Source organism: Bradyrhizobium sp. WYCCWR 12699 (assembly GCF_032144035.1).
GTDB lineage: Bacteria > Pseudomonadota > Alphaproteobacteria > Rhizobiales > Xanthobacteraceae > Bradyrhizobium.
Map to the genome: position 1 here is coordinate 1542077 of NZ_JAVTJN010000039.1, position 15368 is coordinate 1557444.

A 15368-nucleotide genomic window follows, 5' to 3' on the forward strand; every position below is an offset into this window, starting at 1 on the left:
ATGAACTACGGCATCGCCTTCACGCCGCTGGTCCCCACGATCGTGCTGTGGCTCGCGCTCGCCGCGATCGTCGTCATCGCGCTCGTGCTGCTGGTTGCGCGCGCGCGCGGCGCCGCCGTGCGCGTGGCCGCGCTGGCGCTGTTCCTGCTCGCGCTCGCCAATCCCTCCTTCACCCGCGAGGACCGCGAACCCCTCACCTCGGTCGCCGCTGTCGTCGTCGACAAAAGTCCGAGCCAGAATTTCGGCAGCCGCAATCGTGAAGCCGCGCAGGCGCAGGAAGCGCTGGTCGACAACCTGAAGAAGATCAAGGGGCTGGAAGTGCGCGTCGTCGAGGCCGGACAGGCTGACGGCGAGACCGACGGCACAAAACTGTTCGGCGCCCTCGCCTCGGCCCTGTCCGACGTGCCGGTCGACCGCGTCGCCGGCGCGTTCCTGATCACCGACGGCCGCGTCCACGACATTCCCGCGAACGCCGGCGCGCTCGGCTTCCAGGCGCCGGTACACGCGCTGATCACCGGCCAGAAGGACGAGCGCGACCGCCGCATCGCGATCACGGCCGCGCCGCGCTTCGGCATCGTCGGGCAGACCCAGACCATCAGCTACCGCCTCGACGACCAGGGCGTCACCGGCGAACGCGCCAGGGTCACGATCCGCAGGGACGGCGAGGTCATCAACGAGCGCACGCTGTCGAGCGGCCAGGCCGCGAGCGTCGACGTCGACATCAAGCATGCCGGCCCGAACATCGTCGAGATCGAGGCCTCCCCGCTCGAGCGCGAATTGACGCCGGTGAACAACCGCGCCGTCGTCGCCATTGACGGCGTGCGCGACAAGCTGCGGGTGCTGCTGGTCTCGGGCGAGCCGCATTCCGGCGAGCGCACCTGGCGCAACCTCCTGAAATCCGACGCCAGCGTCGACCTCGTGCACTTCACCATCCTGCGTCCGCCGGAGAAGCAGGACGGCACGCCAATCAACGAATTGTCGCTGATCGCGTTTCCGACCCGCGAATTGTTTCAGCAGAAGATCAACGAATTCCAGCTGATCATCTTCGACCGCTACGCGCGCCAGGGCGTGCTGCCGATCGCCTATTTCGACAACATCGCGCGCTATGTCCGCGCTGGCGGCGCGGTGCTGGTCTCGGCGGGACCCGATTACGCCTCCAACACCAGCATCTGGCGCACGCCGCTGGATACGGTGCTGCCGGCTGAACCGGTCGGGGTGACGGAAAAGCCTTTCTATGCGCATCTGTCCGACATCGGCAAACGCCACCCCGTGACGCGCGCTCTCGAGGGCTCGGCCTCCGAGCCGCCGCGCTGGAGCCGTTTCTTCAGGACGGTCGACACCCGCAATTCCGTCAACCCGCCTGTCATGACGGGCGCCGACGGCAAGCCGCTGCTGTTCCTGTCCCGCTTCGGCGACGGCCGCGTCGCGCTACTGCTCTCCGACCACATCTGGCTGTGGGCGCGCGGTTATGAGGGCGGCGGCCCGCATCTCGACCTGCTCAGGCGGATGTCGCACTGGCTGATGAAGCAGCCTGATCTGGACGAGGAGGCGCTGCGTCTGCAGGTGCAGGGCAAGGACCTCGTCGTGGTGCGCCAGACCATGGCGGACAGCGTCCAGCCGGTGAGCGTGACCTCGCCGTCGGGCGTGTCACAGGATCTGACGCTGAACCCGGGTGAGCCCGGCGAATGGCGTGCCAGCCTGCCGGCGAGCGAGCTCGGCCTGTGGCAGGCTACCGACGGCACGCTGAAGGCGCTGATCAATGTCGGCCCGACCAATCCGAAGGAGTTCTCGGAAGTCACATCGACGGTCGATACCCTGAAGCCTCTGACCCAGGCGACCGGCGGCAACGCGGTGCGCGTGGCAAGCAGCACCAGCGTCGAGCTGCCGCGCATCCTCCCGGTGCGCTCGGCCAGCGTCTTTGCCGGCGACGGCTGGATGGGCGTACGGATGCGCGACGCCAGCGTGGTGAAGGGCGTCGGCGTGCTGCCGATCTTTGCCGGCCTGATCGGACTTCTGCTGCTGCTCGGCGCGTTCGCGGCGACGTGGGTGCGCGAGGGGCGCTGAGCGCTCCGTTGCTCGAACGCCACATCGGCCCGCCACCCCTCGCTGGCTGGTTCGAGAGCCGTTGACATCTACTCATGGGTCGAGTGATGTTACATTATAACATCGTGACGCCCTCGGATCTGGCGCCTCGCGATGTGGGGGTAGCTTGTTCCGATGAAGTGGTTCCGGTCGAATATCAGGCACGGCGCCCGGCTCGCGTTGTTCGCGATGCTGGTGCAGTTCGCGCTGACGTTCGGCCACAGCCATTGGTTTGCGCAGGCCGCACCGCTGGCCCAGGCCACGCTGCAGCAGACCGACGGCGGCAAAGACAGTGCCAAAGACCAGGCTTCGGCCGACCGCACCGCGGTTCACAAGCCATCGCCCTCGAGCCCCGATCGCGACCATCCGGCTGACGACAATTGCGCGATCTGCGCCGTCGTCGCGATGGCGGGCACCATCCTGTTCGCGACGCCGCCCTTGCTGCAACTGCCGCAGGCGATCGACCTGCTCTACCGCACCACCGATGCCGAGTTTCTCCACCTGAAATCGGCCGGCACGGCGTTCCAGCCGCGCGCCCCTCCCGCGTCCTGACCTCCAACGCTTGATCATGCCTGGGCTCGCCGCCAATCGGCGCATGCCCGGGATCCGTTGAAGTCGAATTCCGTCGCCCCGCGACGGCAGGCCGCCTCCGATCAGCAGACAATCATGCGGACGGCGCCTGACTGGAATCAGGACATGTCATTTCAATCGCGACGCGCGCAGCGTCTTGGTGGAGCAAGCCTGCTCCTGCTCGGTGCCGCAGCCACGCCCGCTTTCGCCCAAACACCTCCGCAAGACAAATCGTCGACCGAGATCCCCGCTGTCACAGTGACCGCGCCGAGCCCCATCGTGCGCAGGGCGGTGGTGCCGTCCCGCAACGCTGGGCGCGGCACACGAACGGCGCGGGTGCGCAGCCGCGAGCAGGCGGCGGAAGCAACGCCGGCAACGGCCGCGCCCGCCACACCCCAGCAGGGCGTGCTGCCTGTTGTGACCAACCAGTTCGCGACGGTCACGGTGGTGCCGAACGAGGAGATCCGCCGCGAGGGCGGCGGCCAACTCGGCGATCTCCTGTTCTCCAAGCCCGGCATCACCGGATCGAGCTTCGCGCCCGGCGCCTCCAGCCGGCCGATCATCCGTGGGCTCGATGTCAACCGGGTCGGCATCGTCGAAAACGGCACCAATTCGAGCGGCGCATCCGATCTCGGCGAGGATCATTTCGTCCCGATCGATCCGCTCGCCACCAACCAGATCGAAGTGGTGCGCGGACCCGCCGCGCTGCGCTACGGCTCGACCTCGATCGGCGGCGTCGTCAGCGCCACCAACAACCGGATTCCAGATGCGGTGCCATCCTGCGCGCCGTCATTCCAGGCTTACGGCCTGCCGACCAAGGCCCCGCTCGCAAGCGCCTCGACCTCGCCTTGCGTCACCGCCGAGACGCGCACCGCGTTCTCTTCGGTCGACCGCGGCGTCGAAAGCGGCGTGCTGCTCGACACCGGCGGCGGCAATTTCGCGTTCCACGCCGATGCCTATGGCCGCACGACCTCCGACTACTCCATTCCGGGCTATCCCTATCTGAACGACCAGTCGCGCCCCGTGAACGGCCGCCAGCCGAACTCGGCGACGCGTTCGGACGGCGCCTCGATCGGCGGCTCCTATTTCTTCCAGGGCGGCTATATCGGCGCGTCGATCACGCAGAACGACTCGCTCTACCACATCCCCGGCATCGACGGCGCCGACCACCAAACCCGGATCGACGGCCACCAGACCAAGATCAACGTCAAGGGCGAGTACCATCCCGATGCGGCCGCGATCGACACGGTCCGCTTCTGGGCCGGCGCGACCGACTACCGCCACAACGAGATCGGCCTTGCTGATCCCGCCGATCTCAACAGTGACGGCATCCGCCAGACCTTCACCAACAAGGAGCAGGAAATCCGCACCGAGGTACAGCTGATGCCGTTCAACGCACGCTTCGCGGAGGTGACGACGGCGCTCGGATTCCAGGTCGGGCATCAGGAATTGAGCGCGCCGAGCCCTGACAATCCCGGCACGTTGTTCAACGGCCTGTGGGACCCCAACAACAGCACGCGCGTTGCCGGTTACGCCTTCAACGAGTTCAAGTTCACGGACGCGACGCGGGCGCAGATCGCCGGCCGCATCGAGCATGTCGAGCTGCACGGCACGACGCCGGATTTCCCAACGGATTACCTTCCCGACGGCGCGCCGCAGGCGGCGACCGCGCGCAATCCGTCCTTCACGCCGAAGAGCGGCAGCATCGGGCTGTTGCAGGACCTGCCCGGCGGCATGGTCGGCAGCATCACCGCGCAATATGTCGAGCGCGCGCCGAAAGCGGCCGAATTGTTCTCGCGTGGCGGCCACGATGCGACGGCGACGTTCGACATCGGCAATCCCAATCTCACCATCGAGACGGCGAAATCGGTCGAGCTCGGCGTGCGCAGGGCGACGGGGCCGTTCCGCTTCGAGGCGACCGTCTACTACACGCATTTCGACAATTTCATCTATCGCCGCCTCACCGGCGTGTCCTGCGACGACGACTTCGCATCCTGCGGCACCCCGGGCGCCGAGCTGAACCAGGCGGTCTACTCACAGCGCAACGCGAACTTCCGCGGCGGCGAATTCCAGTCGCAGCTCGACGTCGGCGCCTTCCAGGGCGGCATCTGGGGCATCGAGAACCAGTTCGATTTCGTCCGTGCCACGTTCAGCGATGGCACCAACGTGCCGCGCATTCCCCCGATGCGCATGGGCGGCGGTGTGTTCTGGCGCGACGACAACTGGCTGATGCGCGTGAACCTGCTGCACGCCTTCGCGCAGAACAACGTCGCGGTGATCGCGGAGACGCCGACGGCGGGCTACAATCTGCTGAAGGCCGAAGTCAGCTACAAGACCAAGCTCGACCGCAACTGGTTCGGCGCACGCGAGATGATGGCCGGCATCGTCGGCAACAATCTCCTCAACGAGAACATCCGCAACTCTGTGTCCTACAACAAGGACGAGGTCTTGATGCCCGGCATCGGGGTGCGGGCATTCGCGAACTTCAAGTTCTGAGGCGGAATGCGGTCGGGGCCTTTAGGGCCCCGACACCGTTCAGCGGTGGGCTGTAGCCCGGATGGAGCGCAGTGAAATCGGGGCTGTGGACTCACGCCGAGCGCGCGAGCCGCTTCTCGAAACGCCATTGATCGACGGGAAAGGGCCCAATCGACGTCTCCGACATCATGACGAAGGTGCCGACCTTGTCCCAGCCGCTCTTTTCGTAGAATCGCGCGGCACGCATGTTGCCGACTGCGCATGCGAGCCACGCCAATTCGACTCCCCGCGCCGCGAGGCGTTTCTCGGCGTCCGCGATCAGTGCGGCAGCCACCCCCGTGCCGTGGGCAGCCTGCGACACGAAGAGCTGATACAATTCGTCAGACTTGATCGCGCAGAAGCCCGAGGGCGCGCCGACCGGGCCCACGACATTGATGGTGTCGAGCATGGCTGCGAGCCGATCGCGAAAGTTCGGCAACGTGCGGAGGCGGACAAGATCGGGCGGTGCGAGCAAGGCGTGCGAGCCGTACCAGGCGTCGTGCCACACCTGCGCGAGGTGATCGATCTCGGCGGGGTCGGCGGGACGCACCTGCATGGTCGTGACTCCAAGAGATCGCCGTAGCCCGGAGATATATCCCTACCCTGCCCGCGCCTTGCTCCAGTCCGGACCGACCGGACCCGACACGCCCTCGAAGGCGCCATCGACGAGCTCGAACACCAGGATGCGGGCGGCATCGACCGGGCCCGGCATGGTGACGCGGCCCTTGGGGACCTGCTTGAAGCCGACGCGGCTGTAATAGGGCTCGTCGCCGACCAGCAGCACGATGGAATGGCCCTTGGCCTTCGCGTCCTTCAGCGCGCGCTCCATCAACTGCCGGCCGATACCGCGATCGCGGAATGGCGGCTCGACGGTGAGCGGCCCGAGCAGCAAGGCCGGCGTCTCGCCGACCAGCACCGGCAGCTGCCTGACCGAGCCGACCAGCAGCGTGCCGATGCGGGCGGTGAACGACAATTCGAGCAGATGATCGACGTGCTCGCGGATGCGATAGGCGCTGAGCACGAAGCGGCCGGGGCCGAATGTACGCTCGTGCAACCGTTCGATCGCCTGGGCGTCGCCGGCAGCTTCGGGAAGGATGGTCAGTGAGAGATCGGTCATGTCGGCATGCGTCTTCGAGCGAAGAAGTCCCAATTCGCGTCCGGAAAACGCGTCAATGTCACAAGCGGGATAACATCTCGGCGGGCTGCGGTCCATCGGCCTCGTGGGCGATGGACCCCCGAACCGGGCCGCGGGTGAGGACGGCCGCGAACAGCAGCGTCCAGAGCGACTGCATCAGGATCGGAATGACATAGTACGGCGTGAAGACCGGATGCGTGGCAAAGAAAGCCAGGTTCAGCACGAGATTGCCGGCAACCAGCAGCGCGAGCTTCCTGACGCCGGGATGGCCCGCGAAGCGCCACAACAGCACCGTGGATGCGCAGGCGATCACGATCAGCGAAAACTGCGTGTCGCGGAAATAGGCCAGCAGCACTTCGGGATCGAGGCGCGGCGGCGCGGTATCCTGACCGCCATAGGCCGAGACCAGGGGATGGCCCGAATTGACGAGGTTCGCCGCGAACACCGGCAACAGCCCCACCAGGAATGCGAGGCCCAATGCGAGCCCTGCCGCAAAGGTCTCGCGGCTGCGCCAGATCAGGAAGGACAATCCGAAGAACAGGAAATAGCCGGCGGACAGAACGACGTTGGCAATCCTGAAGCTCGCGGACAGGCCAAGCAGAATGCCGATGGCTGCGATCATCAACAGCCGGCGCCGACCCTCTTCGACGAACAGCTTCGCCGTGAGCAGGCCCGTCAATGCACAGACGACCATGGTCGGCGCCATCGAATAGCTCGCCTTGGTCGGATTGATCATGAAATAGATCGAGAGCGCGCCGAACAATGCGGCAAGCGTCAACGCGCCTCTCTCGCGCGCCCGCCACACGCCGTAAAGCGCAAGAGCTGCGACGATCGAATTCGCCAGCACGTAGAGCGGAACGACCTGGAACCCTTCCGGGAACAGCGCCAGCGCGAACCCGGTGCCTGGCGGCGGCGTCATCACGCTCTTGCTGCCGTCGGTCGTCAGCGTGTGGCACGGCGCCCGGGTCCGATCGTTCCAGTCCGGATAACCGATACTGCGCAATTTGCTGGCGAGATAACCGTCGGTTTCGCGGGCGAGACTGGTGTCGAGCCCGTGCCATCCGAAGCGGTGGAACAGATGCGCCTGCCTGAGATAGCAGATGTCGTCATAGACGCCGCGGCTCTCGCTCCAATGCGAGATCAAGCGAATATTGCTGGCCAGAATTGCCAGAAACAAAATCGAGACAAGGACTTTTGCAGCTCTCATGGAGGTCTGCCGGGCGGCCCGGCGCAGCTGGGGAAAAGGCAGGCCGCCTGTACAGGAAAAGCATCGGCAAGTATAGCAAGGTGGGGGATCTTGGAGGTGAGGCTGACGTGGCCGAGTTGGGCATGGATATGGGCTTGGATTCGGGTGCGGCATCGAATTCAACCGACGCGTGCCACGACGGTGCCGCCGCACCGCGCATCCTGCTCGTCATCCCCTGCTTCAACGAAGAAGCCTCGATCGGCAATCTCCTCGGAGAGATCGCCGCGACCGGCCGCCGCTATCACACCCTGGTCGTCGACGACGGCTCGTCCGACGCAACCAGCGTGGTCGCAGCTTGCCGCTCACCGGTCGCCCGCCTCGCGCACAATCTCGGTATCGGCGGCGCGGTGCAGACCGGCATCAAATACGCGGCGCGTCAGGATTTCGATTTCTGCATCCAGATCGACGGCGACGGCCAGCACGATCCACGCGCCATCGAGACGCTGCTGAACGCCTATCGCAAAGACCCCGCCAACATCACCATCGGAAGCCGCTTCATCGACAATGCCGGCTTCTGCTCGACGCGCATGCGGCGCGCGGGCATCAAGCTGATCGTGCTGGCGCTCAATAGCCTGTTCTCCGGCGGACGCATCACCGATCCGACCAGCGGCATGCGCCTGCTCGACCGCTCCGCCATCGCCTTCTTCGCGAAGGCCTATCCTGCGGATTTCCCCGAGCCGATCTCACTGGCCTGGGCGATGCGCGCCGGCCTCACGGTCAACGAGGTTCCGGTCGAGATGCGGGCGCGCGAAACCGGCGTCAGCTCGATCGACGGGCTGAAATCGGCGAGCTACATGATCCGCGTTCTCGGCTACATCCTGCTCGCGCGTCTGGTGAGATCGCCATGACGCGCTGTTCCACATCGTCCTGCCACTTCACCAGCTCGTCGACCATCCCGAGGGGACCGCGATGACAAACGTTCTTCCCAGCACAGAGACGGTCATCGTCATCTCCGTCTTCGCACTGATCTACATGCTGATGCTGCTGAAGAAGACGCTGCGAGGCAGATTGGATCTCTACGATTTCCTGATGCTGTCCATGGTGGCGATCATCCCGGCGGCGTTCGCCTTGTTTCCGAGCATCGCCTATCTCGTCAGCCATTTGACCGGCGTCGTATTTCCATTCGTGGTGATGTTCGGCGCCCTGTTCCTGGTGGTCTTCGCATTCATGCACAACATGACGGCGCGGCTGCACAGGCTGGAACGGCAGAACTGCGCGCTGATTCAGGAGCAGAGCCTGCTTGCGCTGGAGCTGCAGGCAAAAAAGAGCGGCCGGTCCGACGGTTGAATCGTTCGCCCGCCAGATGGCCTCAACGCCGGATCGCTTCACGCCAGATTACCTCACCGCCAGATCACTTTACCGCCACGTCGCAATCAGGGGCTTGCCATCCAGCACTTCCGCAATGCGCAGTCGCGTGCCGCCCGTGGTCCCCTCGGGCAGCGCATTGATCGCGAAGAACCCGCATTCGACGATCTCGCGGTTGGGCTCAGGGACGCGGTCCTGCCGGAAATGCCTGACCACGTAGACTGCGACGTGATCGCGGCGGGAGACGTGGCTGTTGAGGAAGATGCCATGCAGCTCGGCAGCACCGGTGAGGTCGATTTCGCCCTCCTCCTTGAGCTCGCGCCGCATCGCCTGTTCCATGGTCTCGCCGAGATCGACGCCGCCGCCCGGCAAATGCCAGCCGCTGACATAGCTGTGCCGGACCAGGAACACACGGTTCTCGGCATCCAGCACCACGGCGCGGACGCCGAGCGTCATGCCGCGGACGATCAGGAAATAGGCGTGGAAGAATCGCCGCAGCAGCGGCTCGGCTTTCCGTCGGACACGGTTCAGACGTTCTCCCATCAGGCTTCCTCGACGCCGCGGTTCAGGCTCTGCTTGCGCGTTCCTTGCGACCTTGCCATTACAGCGGAGCAATAGCGAGGCAATCGCGCCCCATGGCTCCCAACACGCTGGCTCCCTTCACGCTCGCCCATCTGTCCGATCCGCATCTGGCGCCCCTGCCGAAACCGCGGCTGATCGAGCTCGCGGGCAAGCGCGCGTTCGGCTACGTCAACTGGACGCGCAACCGCCACAAGTACCAGCGCCGCGAGGTGCTCGATGCGCTGGTTGCCGACATGAAGGCGCAGGCACCCGACCACATCGCAGTGACCGGCGACCTCGTCAACCTCGCGCTCGAAGTCGAGTTCGCGCCGGCTCGCGCCTGGCTCGACGAGGTCGGCCCGCCCGACCGCGTCACGACGATTCCCGGCAATCACGACGCCTATGTGCGCGCGACCTTCCACCGCTTCGGCGAGACCTTCGCCCCCTATCTCTCGGGCGACGACGGCCGCATCGGATTTCCCTCCGTGCGCCGGCGTGGGCCGCTCGCTCTGATCAGCCTGTCCACGGCGGTGCCGACGCTGCCGCTGATGGCAACGGGCACGCTCGGACGCGATCAGCTTGCAGCCCTCGAAGCGCTGCTCGATCGCCTCGCGGCCGAGGACGTCTTTCGCGTGCTGCTGGTGCATCATCCGCTGAAATCCGACGCGCGCCAGAAGCGGATGACGGACGCAGCCGCGCTGCTGGCGCTGCTCAAGCGCCACGGCGTCGAGCTGATCCTGCACGGGCACGACCACATTCATTCGACGATGTGGTTCGAAGGCCCCAACGGCAACATTCCCGCGCTCGGCGTGCCCTCGGCCTCCGCACTCGCGCACGGGCGCTACCCGGCGGCGGCGTATAACCTGCTCAGAATCGAGAAGGACAATGCCGGCTGGCGCTGCGAGCAGACGGTGCGCGGGCTTGGGGCCGGTTTTCAGGTCGGGCAGATCAAGCATGTGAGGCTGATCTAGCTCGCTATCATCCCGGCGCAGGCGCAGCATGAGCTACTGTGCTCAATTGCGCACCTGAGAATCCATCGGGCCGCAGTGCGTGGCGATGAATGGATTCCGGGTTCGCGCTTCGCGCGCCCCGGAATGACGTGAAGGAAATTCACCAGCTCCGCAACGCCGCCACCACGGCAAGCCCGAACAGCGCGGCGGCGCCGAGCACGAATCCGAACACGAACGGCCAGAGGCGCGAGCGACGCGGCGGCGGCTCGGCCACCGGCATGGGTTCGGGCGGGACCACCATGGCCCGCTCGCGCTCGACCATGCGGCGCGCGACATAGTCGGTGACGGCCTCGACGATTGCCCCGGTGTCGTGCGATTCGGCGAGCACGATGCGGCCGAAGCGGGTGTCCTGCACGAAGCGGTACATCCGCTTGTCTCGTCCCATCACGATGTGGGCGACGACGTCGATCCACAGCCGCGGCGTGTCGCCCTGGCTGACGCCGCGGTCGAACAGGTCGATCTGGTCGGGCACCTGCGCGAACAGCGGGTCGAGCGCATCATTGAGGATTTCGAGCCGCGCCACCTCGGCATCCCTGAGATCGACCACGACGCCGGTCCGGTCCGCGGCCTCGATCCGCGCACGCAGCAGCGCATCGCGCAGCCGCACCGGGCGCGGCTGGCCGGGAGGGGTCCCGCTGGTCTCGGGCTCTGACATGGTCGGCCTCGTCCTCGACTTATCCCTATTAACCTATCAGCAACCACACCCTCAGCAAAGGCCCACAATTCCAGATACTTACGGCGCCCACAGCCGTTTCACCTGTGCCAAAAACAGACGATCCCACCCAGGCAGAGCCTGGATGGGACCATCCGTCCTTGGACGTATTCTTAAGTGGGGGCGATCAGGCCGAGACCCGCGAGGGCTCTTCCACGATCGAGAAGCGGACGCCAGCCTTGTGGCGGCTCTCTTCCGAGACTTCCTTCCAGCAGTCCTCCGCTTCCTTGCGGGTCTTGAACGGACCCTTGACCTGGGCGGAGCCCTCCACGAGCTTGTGGAAGTTCATCGAGCCGAACTCGCCGCCGATCACCCAGAAATTGCTGCCTTTGGTCATTGTCAGTCTCCTGTCCAATAGCGTGCTGCGTTAGCCGAACTGGTTCATCGTGTTGTGGGCGCCGCCCGCCTTCAGGGCAGCCTCGCCGGCGAAGTACTCCTTGTGGTCGTCGCCGATGTCGGAGCCGGCCATGTTCTGATGCTTCACGCAGGCGATGCCCTGACGGATCTCGGCGCGCTGGACGTTCTTGACGTAGCCCAGCATGCCCTGCTCGCCGAAATACTCGCGAGCGAGATTGTCGGTCGAGAGCGCCGCCGTGTGATAGGTCGGCAACGTGATCAGGTGGTGGAAGATGCCGGCGCGCTTGGCCGAATCCGCCTGGAAGGTACGGATGCGCTCGTCGGCTTCCTTGCCCAGCGGCGTATCGTCGTACTCCGCCTTCATCAGCTCGGCACGGTTGTACTTGCTGACGTCCTGACCCGCTTCCTTCATCGCGTCGTAGACCTGCCAACGGAAATTGAGCGTCCAGTTGAACGACGGCGAGTTGTTGTAGGCGAGCTTAGCATTCGGCACCACCTTGCGGATGCGATCGACCATGCTGGCGATCTGCTCGATATGCGGCTTCTCGGTCTCGATCCAGAGCAGGTCGGCGCCGTTCTGCAGCGAGGTGATGCAGTCGAGCACGCAGCGGTCCGCACCGGTGCCGGGACGGAACTGGTAGAGGTTCGAAGGCAGGCGCTTCGGACGCATCATCTTGCCGTTGCGGTTGATGATGACGTCGCCGTTGCGAGCGTTCTCCGCAGTGATCTCCTCGCAATCGAGGAAGCTGTTGTACTGGTCGCCGAGGTCGCCGGGCTTGTGGCTGACGGCGATCTGCTGCGTCAGGCCGGCGCCGAGCGAGTCGGTGCGGGTCACGACGATGCCGTCTTCGACGCCGAGCTCGAGGAAGGCGTGCCGGCAGGCGCGGATCTTCGCCAGGAAGACCTCGTGCGGCACGGTGACCTTGCCGTCCTGATGGCCGCACTGCTTCTCGTCCGAGACCTGGTTCTCGATCTGCAGCGCGCAGGCGCCCGCTTCGATCATCTTCTTGGCGAGCAGATAGGTCGCTTCCGCATTACCGAAGCCGGCATCGATGTCGGCGATGACGGGCACGACGTGGGTCTGGAAGTTGTCGATCTTCGCGATCAGCTCCTTCTCACGGGTCGTGTCACCTTCCTTGCGCGCCTTGTCGAGCAGGCGGAAGATGTCGTTGAGCTCACGGGAGTCCGCCTGACGCAGGAAGGTGTAGAGCTCCTCGATCAGCGCCGGCACGGAGGTCTTCTCGTGCATCGACTGGTCGGGCAGCGGACCGAACTCGGAGCGCAGCGCCGCGATCATCCAGCCGGAGAGGTACAGATAGGTGCGATCGGTCTTGCCGCCAAAGTGCTTCTTGACCGAGATAAGCTTCTGCTGGGCGATGAAGCCGTGCCAGCAGCCCAGCGACTGGGTGTACTTGGTGGGGTCCTTGTCATAGGCCGCCATGTCGGCCCGCATCAGCGCCGCGGTGTAGCGGGCGACGTCGAGGCCGGTCTTGAAGCGGTTCTGCAGGCGCATGCGAGCGACGGCCTCGGCCGACACGCCGTTCCAGGTGGGCTGGGTCTCGAGGAGCGCCTGGGCCGCCTTGACCTCGTCCTGATACGAGGACGGGCCCTGGAGGGTGCTGATGCCGCGCGGCTGGTAGTTCATGTGCCTAATCCCTTTGCTGGCGATGGCGATGGCAGGCCATCGACATTCTTGACAGTGCATTGCGATATGCGTGTCAGGAGCTAAACGCGAAAACAGAAACTTCGTATAGATGGCTTGTTTTTTATTGGTGATGTCATGTAACATCAGAACATGTAATAGATGTTATTTTGTAAAGATTGTAAAATAATAGGTCAGCAAGCCTGTCCTTGTCCGACCCTGGAGATCCGAGACATGCCCGCCAGTTCCGGCAAGAAACTCTTCGTCGGCCCGCGCTTCCGGAGGATCCGGCAGCAATTGGGGCTGTCGCAGACCCAGATTGCCGAGGGGCTCGGGATCTCGCCGAGCTATGTCAATTTGATCGAGCGAAACCAGCGCCCGGTGACAGCGCAGATATTGCTGCGGCTGGCCGAGACCTATGACCTCGATCTGCGCGACCTCGCCACCGCCGACGAGGATCGCTTCTTCGCCGAGCTCAACGAGATCTTCTCCGATCCCCTGTTCCGCCAGATCGACGTACCCAAGCAGGAGCTGCGCGACCTCGCCGAGCTCTGCCCCGGCGTCACCCATGCGCTGCAGCGGCTCTATGCGGCCTATACCGAGGCCCGCCAGGGCGAGACGCTGGCCGCAGCGCAAATGGCCGACCGCGACGTCGGCACGCGCTACGAAGCCAACCCGGTCGAGCGGGTGCGCGAGCTGATCGAGGCCAACCGCAACTATTTTCCGGAGCTGGAGCAGGCCGCCGAGACGTTGCGCGATGAGCTGAACGTGCCGGCCGAAGGACTCTATGCGGCGCTGGCCGCCCGGCTGCGGGAAAAGCATTCGATCCAGACCCGCGTCATGCCGGTCGACGTGATGCGCGAGACGCTGCGGCGTTTCGATCGCCACCGCCGCCAGCTCCTGATCTCCGAGCTGGTCGACCCGCCCGGCCGCGCCTTTCAGCTCGCCTTCCAGCTTGGCTTAGGGGAATGCGCGCAGGCCCTGGAGAGCATCATCGGCCGTGCCGGACCGCTCGACGACGCGCCGCGCCGCCTGTTCCGCATCACGCTCGGCAATTACTTTGCGGCGGCGGTGATGATGCCCTATCCGGCGTTCCTCGCCGCCGCCGAAGCGTTGAACTACGACATCCACGTGCTGGCGCAGCGCTTCAATTCCGGCTTCGAGCAGGTCTGCCACCGGCTCACCACTTTGCAGCGGCCGAACGCGCGCGGCATCCCGTTCTTCCTGCTGCGCGTCGACAATGCCGGCAACGTCTCCAAGCGCTTCTCGTCCGGCACCTTCCCGTTCTCGAAGTTCGGCGGCACCTGTCCCCTGTGGAACGTGCATTCGACCTTCGACACGCCGGATCGCCTGCTCAAGCAGGTGATCGAGCTATCCGACGGCACGCGCTATTTCTCGATCGCGCAGATGGTGCGCCGCCCGGTCGCGCCGCACCCGCTGCCGCAACCGCGCTTCGCCATCGGCCTCGGCTGCGAGATCCGCCATGCCGCGCGCCTGACCTATGCCGCCGGCATGGACCTCGAGAAGACCGAGGGCACGCCGATCGGCGTCAATTGCCGTCTCTGCGAGCGCGAAAACTGCGCCCAGCGCGCCGAACCGCCGATCACGCGCACGCTGATTCTGGACGAGACGACGCGGCGGGTGTCGAGCTTCGCATTCTCGAATGCGCGGGAGTTGTGAGGGAGATGCAGGTCTCGTGTCCCGGACGCACTGCAGCGTGCAACGCTGCTGCGCAGAGCCGGGACCCAACGAGCCACGCGTGCCGCAGCATCTGGGCCCCGGCTCTGCAGCGCACCGCCGAAGCGTTGCTGCGCGGCGTCCAGGGCACGAGACTGCAGCACCTCACGCCAGCGTGTGCACGATCACGGGGCCCGCGGCGGCGCTCGCATGCCCCGCCAGCAGCGGGCCGAGATCCTTTTCGATCCAGGCGATCGCGCGCCGGTTCGCTTCCTCGGCCTGCTCGAACTTGTCGAAGATCGAGATCGCGGTGACCGTGTCGTCGCCGGCATAGACGACGTAATAGGCGCGGAAGCCGTCGACGTCGCTGATGATCGGAACGGCGCCGTCCTTGATCCGGCGCGCCAGCTCTTCCGCACTCCCGCTTTTCGCCTTGGCCTGACGGATGGCGGCATACATGGCATCCTCCCTTCCGGCTCGTGATGAGGGGCTTGTTGCCCGGAACGATGTTACGCCGAAGCGCCCCGCCAATCCATGCTTGGTTAACCCTGCCCTAA

At 65.4% G+C, this 15368-nt stretch carries 15 protein-coding genes; 7 read left to right on the plus strand and 8 right to left on the minus strand.

Translation table 11 applies throughout. The annotated features are described in order from the left end of the window. The 3 genes from RPS27_RS37930 to RPS27_RS37940 all read left to right on the plus strand — a co-directional run bounded on the left by RPS27_RS37930 (position 1) and on the right by RPS27_RS37940 (position 5148). Positions 1-2064 carry a hypothetical protein gene (locus tag RPS27_RS37930; protein ID WP_212065613.1) on the plus strand — a complete coding sequence of 688 codons (2064 nt, stop codon included), beginning with the start codon at positions 1-3 and terminating at the stop codon, positions 2062-2064. Positions 2065-2217: 153 nt separating this feature from the next. Continuing rightward, positions 2218-2634 carry a DUF2946 family protein gene (locus RPS27_RS37935; protein WP_211419481.1) on the plus strand — a complete coding sequence of 139 codons (417 nt, stop codon included), beginning with the start codon at positions 2218-2220 and terminating at the stop codon, positions 2632-2634. 144 nt (positions 2635-2778) lie between these two features. Then, positions 2779-5148 carry a TonB-dependent receptor gene (locus tag RPS27_RS37940; protein WP_212065614.1) on the plus strand — a complete coding sequence of 790 codons (2370 nt, stop codon included), beginning with the start codon at positions 2779-2781 and terminating at the stop codon, positions 5146-5148. A 91-nt stretch (positions 5149-5239) separates the two neighbouring features. Here RPS27_RS37940 and RPS27_RS37945 read toward each other — a convergent pair whose 3' ends face one another. From RPS27_RS37945 to RPS27_RS37955, 3 genes are read right to left on the minus strand one after another with little or no spacing between them, the layout of a single operon-like run. Then, entirely contained in the window at positions 5240-5722 is a 483-nt protein-coding gene (locus tag RPS27_RS37945; protein WP_212065615.1) for a GNAT family N-acetyltransferase, read from the minus strand. A 42-nt stretch (positions 5723-5764) separates the two neighbouring features. Further along, the gene (locus RPS27_RS37950; protein ID WP_194406574.1) at positions 5765-6283 is read right to left on the minus strand and encodes a GNAT family N-acetyltransferase; all 519 of its coding nucleotides are present in this window, start codon (positions 6281-6283) and stop codon (positions 5765-5767) included. Between the two features lie 58 nt (positions 6284-6341). Further along, positions 6342-7508, minus strand: a complete 1167-nt coding sequence (locus RPS27_RS37955; protein WP_249131491.1) for a hypothetical protein — start codon at positions 7506-7508, stop codon at positions 6342-6344. A 122-nt stretch (positions 7509-7630) separates the two neighbouring features. Between RPS27_RS37955 and RPS27_RS37960 the strand changes: the two genes are divergently transcribed. Together RPS27_RS37960 and RPS27_RS37965 are read left to right on the plus strand one after the other, a co-directional pair. Then, entirely contained in the window at positions 7631-8395 is a 765-nt protein-coding gene (locus RPS27_RS37960; protein ID WP_313755033.1) for a glycosyltransferase family 2 protein, read from the plus strand. A gap of 61 nt (positions 8396-8456) precedes the next feature. Then, positions 8457-8834 carry a DUF2304 domain-containing protein gene (locus tag RPS27_RS37965; RefSeq protein ID WP_212065617.1) on the plus strand — a complete coding sequence of 126 codons (378 nt, stop codon included), beginning with the start codon at positions 8457-8459 and terminating at the stop codon, positions 8832-8834. Positions 8835-8903: 69 nt separating this feature from the next. On the opposite strand, the gene RPS27_RS37970 is transcribed toward RPS27_RS37965, so the two are convergent. After that, on the minus strand, positions 8904-9395 hold the full coding sequence (locus RPS27_RS37970; RefSeq protein WP_212065618.1) for an NUDIX domain-containing protein: 492 nt from the start codon (positions 9393-9395) through the stop codon (positions 8904-8906). 107 nt (positions 9396-9502) lie between these two features. Between RPS27_RS37970 and RPS27_RS37975 the strand changes: the two genes are divergently transcribed. Further along, complete coding sequence (locus RPS27_RS37975; RefSeq protein WP_212065710.1) at positions 9503-10384, plus strand: metallophosphoesterase family protein; 882 nt, start codon at positions 9503-9505, stop codon at positions 10382-10384. Between the two features lie 139 nt (positions 10385-10523). Here the strand turns inward: RPS27_RS37975 and RPS27_RS37980 are convergent, their stop codons facing one another. From RPS27_RS37980 to RPS27_RS37990, 3 genes are all read right to left on the minus strand, one after another. Further along, positions 10524-11078, minus strand: coding sequence for a hypothetical protein (locus RPS27_RS37980; RefSeq protein WP_194406570.1), 555 nt, complete (start codon positions 11076-11078; stop codon positions 10524-10526). 184 nt (positions 11079-11262) lie between these two features. Continuing rightward, a complete protein-coding gene (locus RPS27_RS37985) occupies positions 11263-11472 on the minus strand; it encodes a hypothetical protein (protein WP_028134831.1) in 210 nt (69 codons plus the stop codon). A gap of 30 nt (positions 11473-11502) precedes the next feature. Beyond that, on the minus strand, positions 11503-13137 hold the full coding sequence (locus tag RPS27_RS37990) for an isocitrate lyase (RefSeq protein WP_212065619.1): 1635 nt from the start codon (positions 13135-13137) through the stop codon (positions 11503-11505). 231 nt (positions 13138-13368) lie between these two features. Here RPS27_RS37990 and RPS27_RS37995 point away from each other — a divergent pair, with 231 nt between their 5' ends. Beyond that, positions 13369-14814 carry a short-chain fatty acyl-CoA regulator family protein gene (locus RPS27_RS37995; protein WP_194406568.1) on the plus strand — a complete coding sequence of 482 codons (1446 nt, stop codon included), beginning with the start codon at positions 13369-13371 and terminating at the stop codon, positions 14812-14814. Positions 14815-14976: 162 nt separating this feature from the next. Here the strand turns inward: RPS27_RS37995 and RPS27_RS38000 are convergent, their stop codons facing one another. Beyond that, positions 14977-15270, minus strand: a complete 294-nt coding sequence (locus RPS27_RS38000; RefSeq protein WP_014497428.1) for an antibiotic biosynthesis monooxygenase — start codon at positions 15268-15270, stop codon at positions 14977-14979. Positions 15271-15368: the final 98 nt, after the last annotated feature.